This is a genomic window from Flavihumibacter sp. (assembly GCF_036676075.1).
GTDB lineage: Bacteria > Bacteroidota > Bacteroidia > Chitinophagales > Chitinophagaceae > Flavihumibacter.
The window spans coordinates 39,005-55,709 of record NZ_JAKFDQ010000007.1 but is presented as its reverse complement, the minus strand read 5'-3'; the positions used below and the strand labels follow the sequence as shown (position 1 = coordinate 55,709).

12 protein-coding genes are annotated in these 16,705 nt (G+C 42.8%); 3 read left to right on the top strand and 9 right to left on the bottom strand.

The window, feature by feature from the left end:
- Positions 1–5: 5 nt before the first annotated feature.
- Positions 6–1,493, top strand: coding sequence for a rubredoxin (locus V6M43_RS03095; RefSeq protein ID WP_332732572.1), 1,488 nt, complete (start codon positions 6–8; stop codon positions 1,491–1,493).
- Here the strand turns inward: V6M43_RS03095 and V6M43_RS03090 are convergent.
- Positions 1,479–2,066 (bottom strand): molybdenum cofactor guanylyltransferase, encoded by a 588-nt coding sequence (locus tag V6M43_RS03090; RefSeq protein ID WP_332732571.1) that lies wholly within the window; start codon positions 2,064–2,066, stop codon positions 1,479–1,481. The genes V6M43_RS03095 and V6M43_RS03090 overlap by 15 nt on opposite strands.
- A 17-nt stretch (positions 2,067–2,083) precedes the next feature.
- Complete coding sequence (locus V6M43_RS03085) at positions 2,084–2,368, bottom strand: SelT/SelW/SelH family protein (RefSeq protein ID WP_332732570.1); 285 nt, start codon at positions 2,366–2,368, stop codon at positions 2,084–2,086.
- Between the two features lie 70 nt (positions 2,369–2,438).
- Here V6M43_RS03085 and V6M43_RS03080 point away from each other — a divergent pair, with 70 nt between their 5' ends.
- Positions 2,439–3,236, top strand: coding sequence for an MOSC domain-containing protein (locus V6M43_RS03080; protein ID WP_332732569.1), 798 nt, complete (start codon positions 2,439–2,441; stop codon positions 3,234–3,236).
- Here V6M43_RS03080 and V6M43_RS03075 read toward each other — a convergent pair.
- Positions 3,226–3,648, bottom strand: coding sequence for a hypothetical protein (locus tag V6M43_RS03075; RefSeq protein WP_332732568.1), 423 nt, complete (start codon positions 3,646–3,648; stop codon positions 3,226–3,228). The genes V6M43_RS03080 and V6M43_RS03075 overlap by 11 nt on opposite strands.
- A gap of 51 nt (positions 3,649–3,699) precedes the next feature.
- Entirely contained in the window at positions 3,700–4,776 is a 1,077-nt protein-coding gene (locus V6M43_RS03070; protein WP_332732567.1) for an NAD(P)/FAD-dependent oxidoreductase, read from the bottom strand.
- A gap of 76 nt (positions 4,777–4,852) precedes the next feature.
- Here V6M43_RS03070 and V6M43_RS03065 point away from each other — a divergent pair, with 76 nt between their 5' ends.
- On the top strand, positions 4,853–6,691 hold the full coding sequence (locus tag V6M43_RS03065) for a glycoside hydrolase family 2 protein (protein WP_332732566.1): 1,839 nt from the start codon (positions 4,853–4,855) through the stop codon (positions 6,689–6,691).
- On the opposite strand, the gene V6M43_RS03060 is transcribed toward V6M43_RS03065, so the two are convergent.
- The 5 genes from V6M43_RS03060 to V6M43_RS03040 all read right to left on the bottom strand — a co-directional run bounded on the left by V6M43_RS03060 (position 6,658) and on the right by V6M43_RS03040 (position 16,698).
- Complete coding sequence (locus V6M43_RS03060) at positions 6,658–12,615, bottom strand: alpha-2-macroglobulin family protein (protein WP_332732565.1); 5,958 nt, start codon at positions 12,613–12,615, stop codon at positions 6,658–6,660. The two genes, V6M43_RS03065 and V6M43_RS03060, sit on opposite strands and share 34 nt — an antisense overlap.
- A 204-nt stretch (positions 12,616–12,819) precedes the next feature.
- Positions 12,820–13,458: a T9SS type A sorting domain-containing protein gene (locus tag V6M43_RS03055; protein ID WP_332732564.1), complete on the bottom strand. Its 639-nt coding sequence runs from the start codon at positions 13,456–13,458 to the stop codon at positions 12,820–12,822.
- A 209-nt stretch (positions 13,459–13,667) separates the two neighbouring features.
- Positions 13,668–14,789 (bottom strand): T9SS type A sorting domain-containing protein, encoded by a 1,122-nt coding sequence (locus V6M43_RS03050; protein WP_332732563.1) that lies wholly within the window; start codon positions 14,787–14,789, stop codon positions 13,668–13,670.
- Positions 14,790–14,954: 165 nt separating this feature from the next.
- Positions 14,955–15,824: a succinate--CoA ligase subunit alpha gene (sucD, locus tag V6M43_RS03045; protein WP_332732562.1), complete on the bottom strand. Its 870-nt coding sequence runs from the start codon at positions 15,822–15,824 to the stop codon at positions 14,955–14,957.
- A gap of 64 nt (positions 15,825–15,888) precedes the next feature.
- Positions 15,889–16,698: an ABC transporter ATP-binding protein gene (locus V6M43_RS03040; protein ID WP_332732561.1), complete on the bottom strand. Its 810-nt coding sequence runs from the start codon at positions 16,696–16,698 to the stop codon at positions 15,889–15,891.
- Between the last annotated feature and the right edge of the window lie 7 nt (positions 16,699–16,705).

Genomic DNA, 16,705 nt, shown 5'->3' with positions numbered 1-16,705 from the left:
ATGTTATGGGCAGCAGTGTTATTCTTAAGATCAATTTCAGGGGCGGAATTATTTCTCCCGGCGACTTGTTTAATATATTGGTGGCAGCAGGAAGGTGTGGGGTTACAGAAGTGAAATTCGGGCTTAGACAGCAGATGCTGATTGAACTTTCTGTTGTTTCAGCCCTAAGGTTATCGGAGGCCCTTAATGAACTGGGCATACAACATGAAACAAATGTTGACCGGTTTCCCAACATAGTAAGTTCCTATCCGGCTGAGGAAATATTTATCAACCAGACATGGCTGAGTGAAGGTGTTTATAAAGATATTTTTGACTCCTTTGAATATCGGCCCACGGTTAAAATAAATATTTCCGACAGCAACCAGAGTTTTACACCCTTGCTTACTGGAAATATCAATTGGGTAGCCAGTATCCAGATTCCACACTATTGGCATTGTTTTATAAGATTGCCGAAAACGAATTCTATTTATGAATGCAATACATTGGTGTATAGCAATGATATTGCCATGATGAGCCGGAAGCTTGAGACTACAATGAAGGAATTTTCCGGAAACATCAGTGGTATGAAGGAGGCGGATATCAAGGCGCTTTTCGATACAATCCTTTCCGGTTCAGTACTTTCAAAAGAAACGCCCGGAGCTGCAGTATTACCACCATTCAATCTGCCCTATTATGAGGGATTGAATCGATATAATAATAACAAATACTGGCTGGGGATTTACAGAAGAGATGAGATGTATCCGGTTGATTTTCTAAAATCATTATGTAAGGTTTGCCTGGATACCAAGATTGGACAACTTTGTTCCACACCATGGAAATCCATTATCGTCAAATCAATTGAGCCAAACCACCGCACTTTGTGGAATACAGTATTGGCGCGGTTCCATGTTAATGTGAGGCATGCGGCCAATGAACTGAATTTCCAGGTGGAAGATCATTGTGTGGAGGGACTATCGCTTAAGCATTACCTGGTAAAATACCTGAATGATACAGATACCAGAACATTCGGAATCTGTATTGGGATCAAGACAAGGAAGAAGTCGGAAGTTTTCAGCAGCATTCTGATACGTCGCAGGAGCCTGTTCAGCATTGGCGATAAAGGATTTTTCAATACCTATGATATTTTGTGTGCTGAAGAATTCAATCCCAATAAAAGAACAGCTTTTGTTTTCAGCAGGAATAATCCGAAATGGTTATTGCAGGAACAGTTAAGACGCGCAATTCTCTCGTATTATAATATGCCGGTTGTTGAGCAGCAGGTAAAGCCCGTAATAAGGAACAAAACAGCCATACCGGAAATGGAGATGACAGGTGTATGGGAATGCCCTGCCTGCTTTACTATTTACAATGAGCAATCTGGAGATGAGGGTGCCGGTGTGAGTGCCGGAACATCCTATAAAAATCTTCCTGATAATTATTGCTGCTCTCTTTGTGAGGAGCCAAAATCTAATTTTAAAAAACAAGTATCAGCGAAAAGGTTAGAGACCATTTAGTTCTGAATGCGCATTGAAATTCCGGAAATCATTCAACTGCTCTTTTGGGATGGGAATGAAGAATGACCTGAGTTGCTCGATCATATATTTCATACTATGTTTTAAAAGTTTTCCCTGGAGAAATTCTTCATGAATTGCAGATAATCCTTTCGCAGTATAAATAGCACAGAGTGGTTCGGGCAATTCATTGTTGGTGAAAACATAAGCATCATACCCCGGGTTTTCTTTGTAGGAATTGATCAGTAGTATGATGGTGTTTCTTGTCATCAGGGGCATGTCACAGGCAAGAACCAGGAGGTCTTCAGAGGGCCGTGAAATGTGAATGCTCAAAACCCCTTTGAGAGGACCTTTCAATTGTAAACTATCATTGTCAACTACCAGCAGTTCTTCCCGGAAAATGTTGCGGTAGGTATTAAATTGGGTTTCATTAACCGAAATCAAAGAAGGTGTTTCCAGTACTGATAGGCATTCTACGCTTGTCTGGACCCAGGTATCTGCTTCCAATAAGAGAAGACCTTTATCGCTTCCCATTCTCGAACTTTGGCCACCACAAAGTACAACTGGTTGCATCATGCCTGTATTTATAATTCCTATTGAGGTTTTCTATCTGAATGTCCAAGTGTTTTTTCAGGATTTACTATATCGCGTACAAGTTGTTTGATCTCTTTGATCTCTGCAAATCCTCCATAACTCTTTCTGTCGAATACCTGGTTGTCGTTTACGCTGATAGTGAATTTTCCATTTACTTCACTTGGTTCAAGCGTAACAGATTTGATATCCTCTTCAAAAGTGGTCAATAATTCCTGGGCCATATAGGCAGCGCGGAGCATCCAATGGCATTTAGGACAATATTCGATCCGGATATTTGCTTTCATATTAAATATTCTTCTTTAAAAGTACAGAACGCAAACAAAACTGTTGCTGTAATATTCAATAAATTGCAGCATGCTACAGATAAGCCAACTATATATCTATCCCATTAAATCGCTGGGAGGCATTTCCGTTAAGCAGGCAGCTGTTACTGACCGCGGATTGGAATATGATCGTCGCTGGATGCTTGTTGATGACAACGGTGTTTTTCTAACCCAGCGAATACTGCCGTCCATGGCCTTGCTACAGGTAGAGATGGCCGGTCCGGCATTGAAAGTGTATCCCAAAAATGACAAGGGGAATAGTATACTCATTCCTCTTGAAGCAGAAAGCGATGATGAAATGGAAGTGATTGTATGGGATGATACCTGTTCATCAGTACTTGTTAGTAAGGATGCCGATAAATGGTTCTCAGAAATGCTGGGTTTATCGTGTCATCTTGTTTACATGCCCGATTCATCGCTTCGGATGGTAGATAAAGGTTATGCGCACAATGGGGAAGTGACGAGTTTCAGTGATGGTTTTCCCACCCTCATAATAGGACAGGCCTCCCTTGATGACCTTAACCAGAGATTGTCAATGCAAATACCGATGGATCGTTTCCGTCCCAATATAGTATTTAGAGGAGGCAGGGCTTTTGAAGAAGATGAGATGCACTCCTTTACCATTAATGGGATCCAGTTTGCGGGGGTGAAGCCCTGTGCAAGATGTGTGATCACAACAATTAACCAGGCCACCGGAGAAAAAGGGAAAGAACCTTTGCAATCACTGTCGGGCTACCGGCAGGTAAATAACAAGGTGTTATTTGGAATGAACCTGCTTCACGAAGGCGAGGATATCATCCATGTAGGAGATGTGATCACTAGGCATTAGCAGCCTTTGCTATATTTTCTGGTACTTCCACTTCGAGTATTATGGTTTTCTGGTTTTTCTCTCCCGGACGAATGAAGAGATAATAGATAATTATGAAGATCATGCCACAGGCAAAGGGGATAGCTGAATAGTAACGGTAATGGTCATCCAATTCAAGAAATTCTACTACCATCCAGTAACAGTTTGCAATGATCCAGAAAGCAACAGCAAGGTTATGGTAAAGTTCTGATTTTACATTCCGGGTTTGCCAGGTTATCAACAGTGCGAAGAAAAGGGTGGGGAAGATCATGAATATGCCGAGTGGTTTCCAAAGCATTGCCCAGCTAAGGTCTTTTATCAGCCAGAATACGATATGAAGATTTTCTATTTTCCGGAATTTCTCCGGTATGGAATACATGCGTTTGCTTATCATCAGTATTATTATTCGGTGTAAAATTAAGGGAAGAGCAGGCAGGTTTTTGCATCAGGCGCCAAGGATCCTGGAGAACCTTGATATGGAGGCTTCTTCGTTGATGGGTGTGCCCTGTGTTATATGATTGGCAAATTCTTTTGCCAGCCATGGTGCAAGAGAACAACCTTTGGTTCCCATACCGTTGAGTATGCCCACCCGCGGATGTAAAGGATGCATTCCCGCAAAGGGCCTTCGTTCAACGGAGGCGGGTCTTATTGCGGCCCAGTGATCCAATACTTTGAAAGGCATCTTCAACCAGTTATGGAGTTGTGTTTCAGTACGATCGCGGAATGCCTTTGTAGGCTCAGGGCTTTCGTAAATATTCTCATAGGTTGATCCGGCCCAGAAGTATCGTGGGTTAGCTAACTGATTGAAGTGTGGAAATGGCACCAGTGAAATTCCTTTTTTATAAATATGGTCGGAGGGAAGGCCTTCTAATTCAACCAGCAATGCTTCACCTTTATTGGGAGCAAATGGAAGCCGGTTAAAGTAGGGGAGATCGAGGCTGCCAACACCATCACAGAATATGATCTTATCTGCAACAATATCTTTATAGATAACTTTATTTTCTTTAAAGAGGAGGTCGGAATGGTTGAATTTTCCCTGCTGGAATCGCCCTTCTTTTATCAGGTGTTGCTGCCAGTTAGTCAACAAAAAATTCAGGTCTATCAGTAAGGCAGGATAGATTATACCAAACCCGAATTCGGCATGCATGCGGTTATGCCATTCCTCCGTGGATGATGGAATAGCAAGGTGTTCAGGCATAATAGGAAATTTCTTTTCGAAGGCGGCTCTCATTTGTTGGGTAGCAAATGCATGGAGTATGTCAACTGTATCAATGCAATTGATACTAAGCCTGTTTCCAATTGCGGTGTAAGCTTCAAGCGCAAAGGGAATTAAAGTTTCAGCCATCCAGGTTTTTGCGAGCACCCTTCCTGTTACCGGGTTTATAACCCCTGAGGCTATGCGTGATGCAGTTTGTGTGTGCCCTTCATCAATAACGATTACATTACTGCCAGCTTCACCCAGCCACCAGCTCAGCCATGTGCCCGATAGCCCCTGGCCTATAATAATGATATCTGCCTGCATGATGCAAATCTAAATGAGGGCTATCAAAAAATCCTTTAAATTGTTAATTCCAATTATAACACTTAATAATAACCAGATGAAAAGGATAGTTCTTGCCATACTCAATATAGTTATACTATTTAGTGCTAAGGGGCAGGAGAAATATACCAGGGTGGAAGGAAAGATCATGACCCCCTGGGCAGATAGTATTAATATATCGGCGCCCCTGAATGAATATCCACGACCACAGATGGTGCGCACCCAATGGCTGAACCTGAATGGACTATGGCAATATGCCGTACTTCCGGTCAATGGATCAGAAGCAATGCCTTCCTCGTACGATGGAAATATTCTGGTTCCATTTGCCATTGAATCAGCCTTATCAGGGGTAGGTAAAACTGTTGGCAAGGATAGTGTGCTTTGGTATAAGAGAACAGTTTCCATTTCACCGTCACAGCGGAAAGGCAGGGTGCTGCTTCATTTCGGTGCTGTGGACTGGCGGGCTGAAGTTTTTGTGAATGGTAAATCTGCCGGTATTCATGAAGGTGGTTATGATCCTTTCAGCTTTAATATTACAGCGCTGCTTCAGAATGGAGCCAGGCAGGAGATAGGTGTTCGTGTTTGGGATCCAACTGATGATGGGGTTCAGCCGCGAGGAAAGCAGGTGAAGAAGCCGGAGGGTATCTGGTATACATCGGTAACTGGAATCTGGCAAACGGTTTGGCTTGAGATGGTTCCGGAAACTTATATTGCCGAAACCAGGCAAACCCCGGATCTTGATAAGGGAGTTGTACATATAAATGCACGTGTTGAATCAGCAAGGCCGGGTGACAGGATAAGGGTGAAAAGCTTTGGTGAAAACAAACTGGTTGCTGAACAGGAAGGCACTGATGCTGCGAATGTAGAATTGGCTATTCCTAATGCCAGAGTATGGTCGCCGGAAGATCCTTTTTTATACCAGCTAAGCATTGCCGTTATACGCAATGGAAAAATAATAGATGAGGTGAAAAGTTATTTTGCCATGCGAAAGATTTCCATGGTGAAAGACGCTCAGGGAATTCAGCGCATGATGTTCAACAATAAGTTTCTGTTTCAGTATGGCCCACTTGACCAGGGCTGGTGGCCTGACGGACTCTACACCGCCCCCACCGACGCAGCTCTGCGTTATGATATTGAGCAAACCAGGGCCATGGGATTTAATATGATCCGGAAGCATGTAAAGGTAGAGCCGGCAAGATGGTATTATCATTGTGACCAGCTTGGTATGCTGGTTTGGCAGGATATGCCAAGTGGTGATATGGGCGCGCGATGGGAGAGCAGGCCTGGTGTGGATGGACTTGGAACAGAAATGAATAGATCACCTGAATCAGAAAAGGGTTTCCGAAAAGAATGGCAGGCAATCATGAGCAGTCTGCATAATTTTCCTTCTATAGTTGTTTGGGTTCCATTTAATGAGGCATGGGGACAATTCAAAACGGTGGAGCTTTCTGAACAAACGATTCAATCAGATCCATCACGGCTGGTGAATGCAGCCAGCGGGGGTAATTTTATTGAGACCGGACATATTATTGACCTTCATAATTATCCTGAACCTGCTATGCCAAGAGCTGATATTTTTGGCGCTAAGCAGATACTTGTTTTGGGTGAATTCGGCGGACTCGGCTTGCCGGTAGAAAATCATAGCTGGCAGGATAAAAACAATTGGGGTTACCAGAGTTTCAAAGACAGTCAGCAACTGCTTGATCGATATACTTTTTTCATGAATCGTTTTCCTGAGTTGATAAAGAAAGGATTATCAGCAGCCGTTTACACCCAAACAACTGATGTTGAAGTGGAAGTAAACGGGCTGATGACCTATGACAGAAAAAAAATTAAAATGCCGGTTGATAGTCTTAAGAAACTTCATTCAACATTTATTCGAACGCCTTCTGAGTGACTGGTAAATTCTGGCGCATACATACACTGGATGGTACTTATGCCATTACTGAAAATGCCGGCGTGGGAAACAAATAACCCGTATTCCATCACGTACGTTCCCTTGGGAAGGTAGCTGATGAAAAAGTTAGTGCTTGCATCACGGGTGCTTTCATAATATCCAAGTCCCCCCTGCCAGCGGTATCCGCTTAAAACATTAATGGGTTCCAATCCACTGGCACGCATATCTTTCAAATGAACGTATTCCATACTTCTGTCAGAAGTTATTTCCATGCGGATCTTCAGTTTGTCGCCCACCTTAAGGATGGTTCCTTCTGAAACCGGTTCCAGAACAGGACCTGAATTGGTGAGCCTTTCCACCATTACCTGTTTTTTGAGTTTCAGCGGAGATGCTGATGCAGTAATTTTGTCAAGGTCTTCGAAATACTGCCAGTACACTGCTCCCCATACCGGAAGATCAGAAGATATATTGCCCGCCTGCTGTACAGTTACATTGATTTTTCCCATTTCAGCATGTACAGCGGTTCCCGGAATTGTTTTCTTGTAATAACCGGTACCAGCCTCGGCTACATCGGCAGTAACCGTTGTAATGTTACCCAGTGAAACGGTTATTTTAGGTTCGGCTTTCAGCCAGTCATTTCCACTCAGCAGGAGAGCATAGCAGGCATCTGCAGTAGCTTTTGTTGACTGCCAGTGGTTGGTATGTTTATTCTTCAGGAGCCAGGCTTTTAATAGCCCTGTTGTCTTTGTATTTTTTCCGATTTCTGAGAATGCTTCAATAAGCAGTGCTTGCGTTTCTATAGGAGCATCCTGCCAGTAGTACCTGCTTGCATTATCTTTCCAATACATGCCGAGTTCTTCATTTTTTATAGAAGTCTCATCCAGCGACTTAAGGATGCTTTGGGCATTTAGTTTATCGCCGGTGCGATGGAGGGCTAATGCGATCATTCCTTTTGCCATGCGGTTCCCTTTTTGCCAGTTTTGCTGGATCTCCTTACGGTAATGGTTGGCCGCTGCCATGTATTGACCAGGGATACCATTTTTAGGGAAAAAACTCCGCATATAATGATACTGGATTGCATAATAATTGAGGTGGGTAACGGTCTTTGCTTTTTTATCGCGTTTGTCGTAATCCTCTTTGATGCGGGCATCCAGATAGGGCAGGGCTTTATCAACTATACCGGTCAACTCTTCCATGTCTTCAGTAACAGCACCAAGTTTTAACAGGTGACCAATTCCTGTTACAATATACTGGGTGATAAACCTGTCATCGGGTCCGCCCTTGAACCAACTGAATCCACCATTTGGACTTTGCATTTCGAGGAGTTGTGCTGCCAGTTTATTACGGTTGGTTGCCAGCTTTACCAGGTCAAACAATTGAGCGATCCTTTTTTTCTGTTCTGATTCAGACTGTGCTTCCAACACCCAGGGAGTTTCTTCAAGCAATACCTGCTTCAATTCCTGGTTCTTATGCAGATTGCTGAGTAAGGCTGCAGTATCTTTTGTCTGCCATTTTTCCATCACCGATTTTATTCGGGGCATCTGCCTTACTATATGTGCTGCTAACAGGTTTCCATAGAGCCTGTTGAAGGTTTGCTCTGAACATTCGTATGGATAGTCGGTAAGGTAGGTGAGGGCCTGAACAGCATACCAGGCAGGGTTTGAACTATATTCCACTACCAATGACTTATTACTGAGGCTTTCACTATCGGCGCTTTCAAGTAATTTTTTTAATTCGTAGGTTTTGTTTCCTGAACCATTAACAAAGAATGGAACAGATTCTGTAACCAGTTGGCGGTTGGTTAAAACCGGTAAAGAGGCCTCTTCGCCATCACTGATATTTCCGGACCGCGCAATGATTCTCCAGGTTAATGCCTTGCCATAGAGGTAAGGAACTTCGATGGGGAATTTAACCAATTCACTGCTGCCTGCTGCCACGGTAAAATACTGGTTAGGAAAGAAGTTTCTGAACCATCCATCAACGGGCTGGTTGGTGCTGGCATCAATCAGCTGTAATTCAGCCTGGCCAGTCATTTCCTTATCGGAGATATTTACAATCTTGGTAGTGATTTCCATGCGGTCGCCTTCACGCAAAAATCTTGGCAAATTGGGCTGAACCATCAGGTCCTTTTGCGTAATGATATTCTTTTGAATAAGACCCGTGGCAAGTTCCCTGCTATGTGCAAACAGTTGCCATTTCCAGGTTGTCAATGCTTCGGGCATTGTAAAGCTGAAACTATATGATCCATCAGTATCGGCTTCCATATGGGGGAAGAAGAATGCGGTTTCTTTAAAATCTTTCCTGATCTGTGCAACGACCTCGGGAACTTGAGGTTTTGTTTCAGCTTGAGGTGCAGCGGAGTTTGAGGATTTGCTCATTACCATATCCATATTTGCACTCTCTTCTCTAGCCGATGCTGCACGCTGTACCACCACTCCAGCCGCTTTTCCACTCAGGTATCCGATTACACGATTATCGCCAAAGCTGAGTAATTCGTCATAGACTTTTTCTTTACCCTCCATTCGTTTTAATGAAGGGACATCATTGCTGGAAACAACACCAGTGAAATTGGTGCCGCCATTCCAGTTGGCGGGATTCCAGTATGTGGGCCATATTGAAGGTCTGATCCATTGATGTGGAGCAAATTGATCCAGCGAAGCATCATACATACTCGTTAATAATTCCGACGCTATTTTTTCTCCTTTCTTTCCGCTGATCTTTACCTTCCATTTTTCTTCTGCGCCTGGCAATGTTTTATCACGATATGTCTGTACACTAATCTCAAGTTCCTTATCCAGTCGGGGTACAGCAATGATATGATCACTAGAATAGAACCTGTTATGTTTTACATAGAATTGGGTAATTCCCATCCCGCCAAGATCTTCTGGCCTTATGATATGTTTAAAATTGAGGATGCCACGGTTGAGTTTAATTAATTCAAACCTTGAGGCAAATGGCAATAATCTATCTGTTGATGAAAGATTTTCCTTTTGCTGAATAACAACTAAGTTCTCTGCATCGCTGCCAAGGCTCACAACGATTGTTTCCCCGGGTTCTGCAACTGTTTTGTTCAGGTTACTGATCATATAGGAAGGTGTAGGCAATGATTTTGCTGCTGCATCCATCACCAGGAAATATGCCTTATTCGTAACCGTGTCATTGTACTTATCAATGGAACTTGCCTCCAAAACGTACCATCCTGCTTTTAATTTTTTATTGCCAATGCCTATGGTTCCGTTTTCGCTAGTATTGAGAGATTGCTGCCCTACAGGTGATAATGCATTCCAGGTTTTAGGGTCCGACTCATTACGATATTCATCATGTGGAAATGCCTGCAGGAATTCTGTTTCTGAAAGGATGAACCTGTCGGGCTGCTCCCAATAACGCTCCCTGATAAGACGGCCCGGATGTTGTAAAGGTTTTATGCTAATCACAGTAGCAGAAGATTCAAACTGCCCGGAGGTATTTGTTGTGGTAACCTTTATCTGCCGGAGACTATCGGTGCTGATATATTGAGGTGCTGTAATATTTACCTGGATGGCTTTATACGATACAGGCACAGTAGTATTTGCCGATCTGGTCTCTCCATTCTGATCGGTAACATCAACATTTACTTCATAATCAAAAACCGGATTTGTTTTCGGATCAATATCCTCATCTGGAATTGCTATGAAGGGGATAGTAAAACTTCCATCGTCATTGGTTGTAATATTTCCGTTTACGATCTCCTGTGTTTCTGATCTTCTGATTGGTCCGCGCATAATACCCCATGGGTAAGGGAATCTGGCCATTCGTGTAACCCTGTATGTGATGACTGCATTATTGATGGGGTTTCCCGCATAGGATTTGGCAAATCCTGAAATAGTGACACTGTCATTAACCCGATATGAACCGGTTAGAGGTATGTATTCAACATAAAATCTTGGCCTTTTATATTCTTCTACCTGGAAGAATGCATCACCTTTGAGAATTCTGTCCTCAAGCCTGAAACTGCCCGTCAGTCCGGATTCGGGAAGGGTGAATTTGCCGCTATAAGAGCCATATTCGTTCGTTTTCAGCGATAATGAGTCCTGTACTTCTCCGTTGGCATTATATAAATAAACTGTCGTAGTTCGGCCTGAATAAATTTTGCTTTTCTGATCATTCTTATCTTTTGTGACTGCAATTCCCTTGAAGTAAATAATTTGTCCCGGACGGTAAATACTCCTGTCAGTAAAAAAGAAAACCCTGCTCTGCTTTGCCTCATAGTCGAGGGAGTCTGTATCAATTAACTCAGTAGGAGAGTAGTTATAATAATAGCCCTCTTCCAGCAGGAAAAGGTGGTCTCCCTTATGATCGATCTCCAGACTGATCCTTTTGTTCGGATGCTGGCCTATCCCAAAGAATCCCTGGTCATTTGCAGTATACCTGGCATCCTTTTGCAATTCATATTTTCTGGAATTGTAATCATATTTGCTCTGCCAGGTCTGGATTGCTGCTTTCGGTAATGGATGACCGCTGTGTCTGTCGAGAATAAAATATTCATTATTCCTTTTCACATAACTGATAGTGGAGATGTGAAAATAGTTGGCTGATAAATAAGTATCGCCAGCCTGCATATCCGGTTTGCTGCCGGCAAGCAGAATATACTCACCCAATGGCAGCGCATCAATTTTTATTTCCGTACGATGATCATTGTGATCAATTTCACCGGGAAGGGTTTGCACCCAGTTACGGATGGTCTGCTGTTTTAGAATACTTGCCCACCAGTCGTTATTATTGCCATAGTTTTTAGACAGCCAGGCTATTCTCCCCGCCTGATCTACCTTAATCAACCGGAGATAGATCTTGTCCAGATTTTTCCAACTCACCAATGTGCGGAAGGGCTGATCCGGGATATTTACATTCTCCGTTGTTAAGCTGAGAGAAGGCTCCTTTATTGATTGCAGGAGGTTTAGGCAGTTTATATAACCTTCTGAATTATTTTTTGCTTTAATAACCTCTTCACAAAGACTTATTGCTTTTTTATGGTCAGCGGGAATGGAACTGGTAAGGTGAGAAGCCAGCAGGAATGCTGCTTCATCGGCCGCGGGTTGACCTTTATACTTTGAATAAATATTTTCGAGAGCATTTGCATAAAGCCTTTTTTCACCTGATATGGTGCTATTATTAAAAATGAAGTGGATCCTGTTTATGTCAGCATCAATAAAGGCATCAGGATTTTTATCATTCTGGTGGAATGCCAGCAATTGCTGATAAAGTAATACAGCTTTATAATGATGGCTGCTGGTATCAGGTGTATGGAAAGGCTTGTTTATAAATTCAGCAGCAGGAGCAAATAGGATCGTATCCCTTAGTTTGAATGTTTCAGTGGGACGAATAATTTCCGATTCTTCCTGCTGGTAATACTCTATGGCCTTCCATGCCAGGAGGTCATAAAGTGTAGGCCTTAATTTTCTGGCATTTCCCTTTCTGACTATCGCTTCGTATTTTTCAATGTTTGCTGATTGAAGCAATCGGGATTCTTTCAATGCTTCTGTAAAAGCATTATCTATGGCTTCATGAAAGTCAGCTGCCCCCCATGTTCGGATTGATTCCTTTTTATAATTACGGGTGGTGCTTGAATTATAAAGTTCCCAGCGATGTTGCTGGTAGTAGCCAATATAATAGTCTGCCAGCAAGGTATTCAGGATGGCCTTTGTAGCGCCTGTATTTCCTGCTACCTCCTTTTTAAGGTTATGGATGGCCAGCGTATCACTGAATTCCTCCAGTTGCTGTTGTAATCCTATCTTATATACGAGGGCCTTTATTTGCTGGGCTTCCTGTTTTTCTGCTTTTGCCTTTTTGTAAAGGGCATCAATTTCGGTTAAGGCTGAACGGTATAGTCCTTTCTTTTCTACAAGTGAATCAATTTTTTCCCACCAGCTGGTATAATTGGTTTTCATGTTTTGGGCCGATAAGGTTGCTGTAAATAACACTAAAAAACTGCATGTCAGGTACAGGATTTTGCGAAGGGTCGAGTGCATACCACCTATTTTAGTACAAGTTATCAAAAAGAGTACTAAAGGTAGATGCTCCGATCCACTAATTGCATAAGCAACCATTTCAACCTGCACTACCTTAACGTTCTTTTAAGGCAGGCCAGGATCTTATTGTTTTATAAAGCGCCTGTTAATGATCTTATCACCCTTCTTTAGGAGCATCATGTAACTTCCTTTATGGAGGGCAGTAATGTTAAGAGGATATCTTGTAGTGCCTGGAATTACTTGCAGGCTGCCGTATGAAAAACTTCTTCCGCTCATGTCGATGATATCTATTTTAACCATTGATTCTTCACCACTGCTGATCTGCAGGTTAAGCTGGTTTTGTGCAACCGATGGAAAAATGTTATCTACAGCCAGGTGGGTGCCATCCATTTTAACGAGAATGGTCTTGGTATAAGTAGTGTTCCTGTTTGCATCAACAAGTTTGATCCTGTAATAATTATCGCCGCTAAAAGGATCGGTATCACTATACCAATAACGAGTGTCTTCTTTCTTGCGAAGGGGAACTGTTGCCAGTTTTTCATAGTTACCATTGCGGGAGCTGCTTCTTTCGATTTCAAACCATCCATTGAGTAGGTTGGCACTTGCTATCCATTCGATCTTAACGTTGCCATTGAATGGGGCAGCCATAAAATTTCTAAGCTTTAGTGTGGTTGCTGGGGTTACTGTGTTTGCCTGGGTGCTGGCAGGTATGAAAAATGTAGTTGCAAGCGAGAGTAATCCCGCAGTTAAAAGCGTTTTCATTTCCGGTAGTTTACAAAGGTGTACGAATAAATTTCCTGATTCAAGGACTTGGAAACTGCTACCGGTTTTTCAGGGGGATGTAGTGGAGTGAGTGCTAAAGTATAAACCCTTCTCTGGAACTGCAAGGGTATTGGGGTTGATTTCGACGAATGGGCAAAAAATAACCGCCCTATGGAGGCGGTTATTTCTAACTAAATAGCGGAAATTATTTATTGTTTGATGAATTTCCCTGTGATTATTTCATTTTCCTGGCTGAGTCTTACTGTATAACTGCCGCTGTTGAGTCGAGTGATATCAAGAGGATAGGACTGACTGCCTGTGGCAACAACAATCTTTTTTTGGATTACCATTCGGCCATAGGAATCAAATACAAAAACTTCAATGGGCTTGCTGGAGGAACTGCTGACTACGAGATTCACCTGGGCATTTGCTACCGAAGGGAACAGGTTATCGAGAGCAAAATGAGCACCGCGTATAGCAACTTTAAGCACTTTTGTATACGAAACACGACCATTCTCATCGGTTATACGGATACGGTAGTGGCTGGCGGGTAAAAGAGGACTCTCATCTGTGAATGAGTAAGTTGATTCACCAATTATCCTGGTTGGAATGGTTGATATAGCTGTGAATCCGCTGTTGCCTTTACTACTGCGTTCAACTTCAAATTTTGAATTCATATGAGTGGCAACACCTGTCCAGCTTAGGTTGACTCTACCATTGCGGGGTACTGCTGTGAAATTACGGGTTGTGAGAGGCAGTAAAGCCAGTGGGCCAACAACTATTCCATCTATATAAGTGGTTCTGTCATTGGCAGCGTTTGTATTTTGAGTTCTAAATCTTATTGATAATGAAGTAGTGCCAAGGGGTAAAGTTACGGTAGCAGAGGTTTGCGGTTGCCAATTGAAAGCATCGGCCGGAATTGCTGGTAAAAAGGTAAAAGCTGTCCAGGTGGTTCCATTTAAACTGTACTCAACAAAGGTTGTACTGTTATTACCAACTCTTCGAATATTAAAACTTATGGCAATTACAGGAAAATTGGCAACGGGAATATTGGAAATAGTAAAAGTCTGTTGTTCATTTTGTCCAGTTGCAAACATCCGCACCATTGAACCACCATTTATGCTTGCAGTATTCGTTGCATCCGGTGCAACAATTGAGACCCCTGCCGTACCTGTGAAATTTGCTGACGGCAATCCGGATGTCCATCCCGTATAAGTATTGACGGATGGTGATGTACCTGTTCCAACACTTTCAACGAAAACGCCTTGCTGCGCCTTTACCTGTAATACCAATAAAGTTGCGGAAATAATCAGAGTAAAGATTCTTCTCATCTTGTTTGATTTAAATAATTAATTGGTTCGGGAAGAGGCAGTCGTCATTACCTTTTAACAGGTAGAAGGAGATTCGAAGGATTGGAGAGGATTATAGAAGTGCTAATATAAGTAATGCGACCCGTCAAACGGGCCGCATTACAATATTTTAATGTCAACTAATTATTACTTAAGTACTTCTGCCATCTTCTTACCGATATCAGCCGGACTTTGAACAACATGTATTCCACATTCAGCCATGATCTTCATTTTTGCTGCAGCAGTATCATCTGCTCCACCAACGATGGCACCGGCATGGCCCATCCTTCTACCGGGAGGAGCAGTTTGTCCGGCGATGAATCCTACAACTGGCTTTGTTCCATTTTCTTTTATCCACTGAGCCGCCTCTGCTTCCATGCTACCTCCGATCTCACCGATCATTACAATGGCTTCTGTTTGCGGATCATTCATTAATAATTCTACAGCCTCTTTTGTAGTTGTACCGATGATAGGGTCCCCACCAATACCAATAGCAGTTGTTACGCCAAGTCCGGCTTTAGCAAGCTGGTCGGCTGCTTCGTAAGTAAGTGTACCGCTTTTAGAAACGATGCCAACTTTACCTGGAATGAAAATCATTCCGGGCATGATACCTACTTTACACTCACCGGCAGTGATTACACCCGGACAGTTGGGTCCAATAAGGCGTGAGTTCTTTCCAGCCATAAAATTTTTGGCTTTAACCATATCCTGCACAGGTATCCCTTCAGTAATACAAACGATCAGTTCGATGCCGGCATCGGTTGCTTCCATGATAGCGTCGGCTGCAAAAGCAGGTGGAACAAATATGATGGAAACGTTTGCACCCGTTGCAGATACTGCTTCTGAAACTGTATTGAAAACCGGACGATCAAGATGTGAACTTCCACCTTTGCCGGGTGTTACTCCACCTACAACCTGGCTACCGTACTCAATCATCTGGGTGGCATGAAAGGTTCCTTCGGTACCTGTAAATCCCTGTACAATTATCTTAGAATCTTTATTGACTAAAACGCTCATATGGCTTGGTTTTAATATGAAGATGTCCCAATGGGGGCTGAATCGGGGGCAAAACTAAGGGAAATTACTTCATCATGTCTTCCATGTTGCGGTTTTCATCAATTTTACCCGTTTGCTCCAGCATTCGCATATCCTTTGCATCACGGAGAAACTCAGAGGCGAATATGAATTCATTCAACCGTTGGTTCTTACTGAATATAATTTCCTTATTATTTCCTTCCCATTCTTTCACTCCCTGGTACATATAGATGATCTTATCTCCAATTTCCATCACGCTGTTCATGTCGTGGGTATTGATTACAGTGGTAATATCGTATTCAAGGGTCAGTTCTTTGATGAGCTTGTCGATTACCAAAGATGTTTGCGGGTCAAGTCCGGAGTTAGGCTCATCACAAAAAAGGAATTTTGGATTCAGCACAATAGCTCTTGCAATACCCACCCGCTTTTTCATACCTCCGCTTATTTCGGCTGGAAACTTCTTATTGGCTCCATTTAATTCAACCCGGTCGAGCACTTCATTTACACGCTTTCTTTTTTCTGCGAGTGTCCAGTCAGTGAACATATTAAGGGGGAACTGGATGTTCTGTTCTACGGTGAGACTGTCGAACAGTGCTGAGCCCTGGAAGAGCATGCCGATCTCTTTCCGTATTTCTTTTCGGTCAGCATCATCCATAGTTGTAAAATCCACGCCATGATAGAGTATCTTTCCTGCATCAGGTTTATAGAGGCCAACCAGGCATTTCATGAAAACGGTCTTACCACTTCCACTTGAACCTATTATGAGGTTGCATTTTCCGGCTTCCATAACAGCACTTACATCGTTGATAACGATCTTCTCACCAAAGCCTTTTTTCAGATTCTGAACTTCAATCACAATTAAT

Excerpts from the sequence above, each read along its gene's own strand:
- V6M43_RS03095 (WP_332732572.1), top strand. The coding sequence starts at position 6 with ATGGGCAGCAGTGTTATTCTTAAGATCAATTTCAGGGGCGGAATTATT.
- V6M43_RS03090 (WP_332732571.1), bottom strand. The coding sequence starts at position 2,066 with ATGATGCAACCAGTTGTACTTTGTGGTGGCCAAAGTTCGAGAATGGGA.
- V6M43_RS03085 (WP_332732570.1), bottom strand. The coding sequence starts at position 2,368 with ATGAAAGCAAATATCCGGATCGAATATTGTCCTAAATGCCATTGGATG.
- V6M43_RS03080 (WP_332732569.1), top strand. The coding sequence starts at position 2,439 with ATGCTACAGATAAGCCAACTATATATCTATCCCATTAAATCGCTGGGA.
- V6M43_RS03075 (WP_332732568.1), bottom strand. The coding sequence starts at position 3,648 with ATGATAAGCAAACGCATGTATTCCATACCGGAGAAATTCCGGAAAATA.
- V6M43_RS03070 (WP_332732567.1), bottom strand. The coding sequence starts at position 4,776 with ATGCAGGCAGATATCATTATTATAGGCCAGGGGCTATCGGGCACATGG.
- V6M43_RS03065 (WP_332732566.1), top strand. The coding sequence starts at position 4,853 with ATGAAAAGGATAGTTCTTGCCATACTCAATATAGTTATACTATTTAGT.
- V6M43_RS03060 (WP_332732565.1), bottom strand. The coding sequence starts at position 12,615 with ATGAAAACCAATTATACCAGCTGGTGGGAAAAAATTGATTCACTTGTA.
- V6M43_RS03055 (WP_332732564.1), bottom strand. The coding sequence starts at position 13,458 with ATGAAAACGCTTTTAACTGCGGGATTACTCTCGCTTGCAACTACATTT.
- V6M43_RS03050 (WP_332732563.1), bottom strand. The coding sequence starts at position 14,789 with ATGAGAAGAATCTTTACTCTGATTATTTCCGCAACTTTATTGGTATTA.
- sucD (WP_332732562.1), bottom strand. The coding sequence starts at position 15,824 with ATGAGCGTTTTAGTCAATAAAGATTCTAAGATAATTGTACAGGGATTT.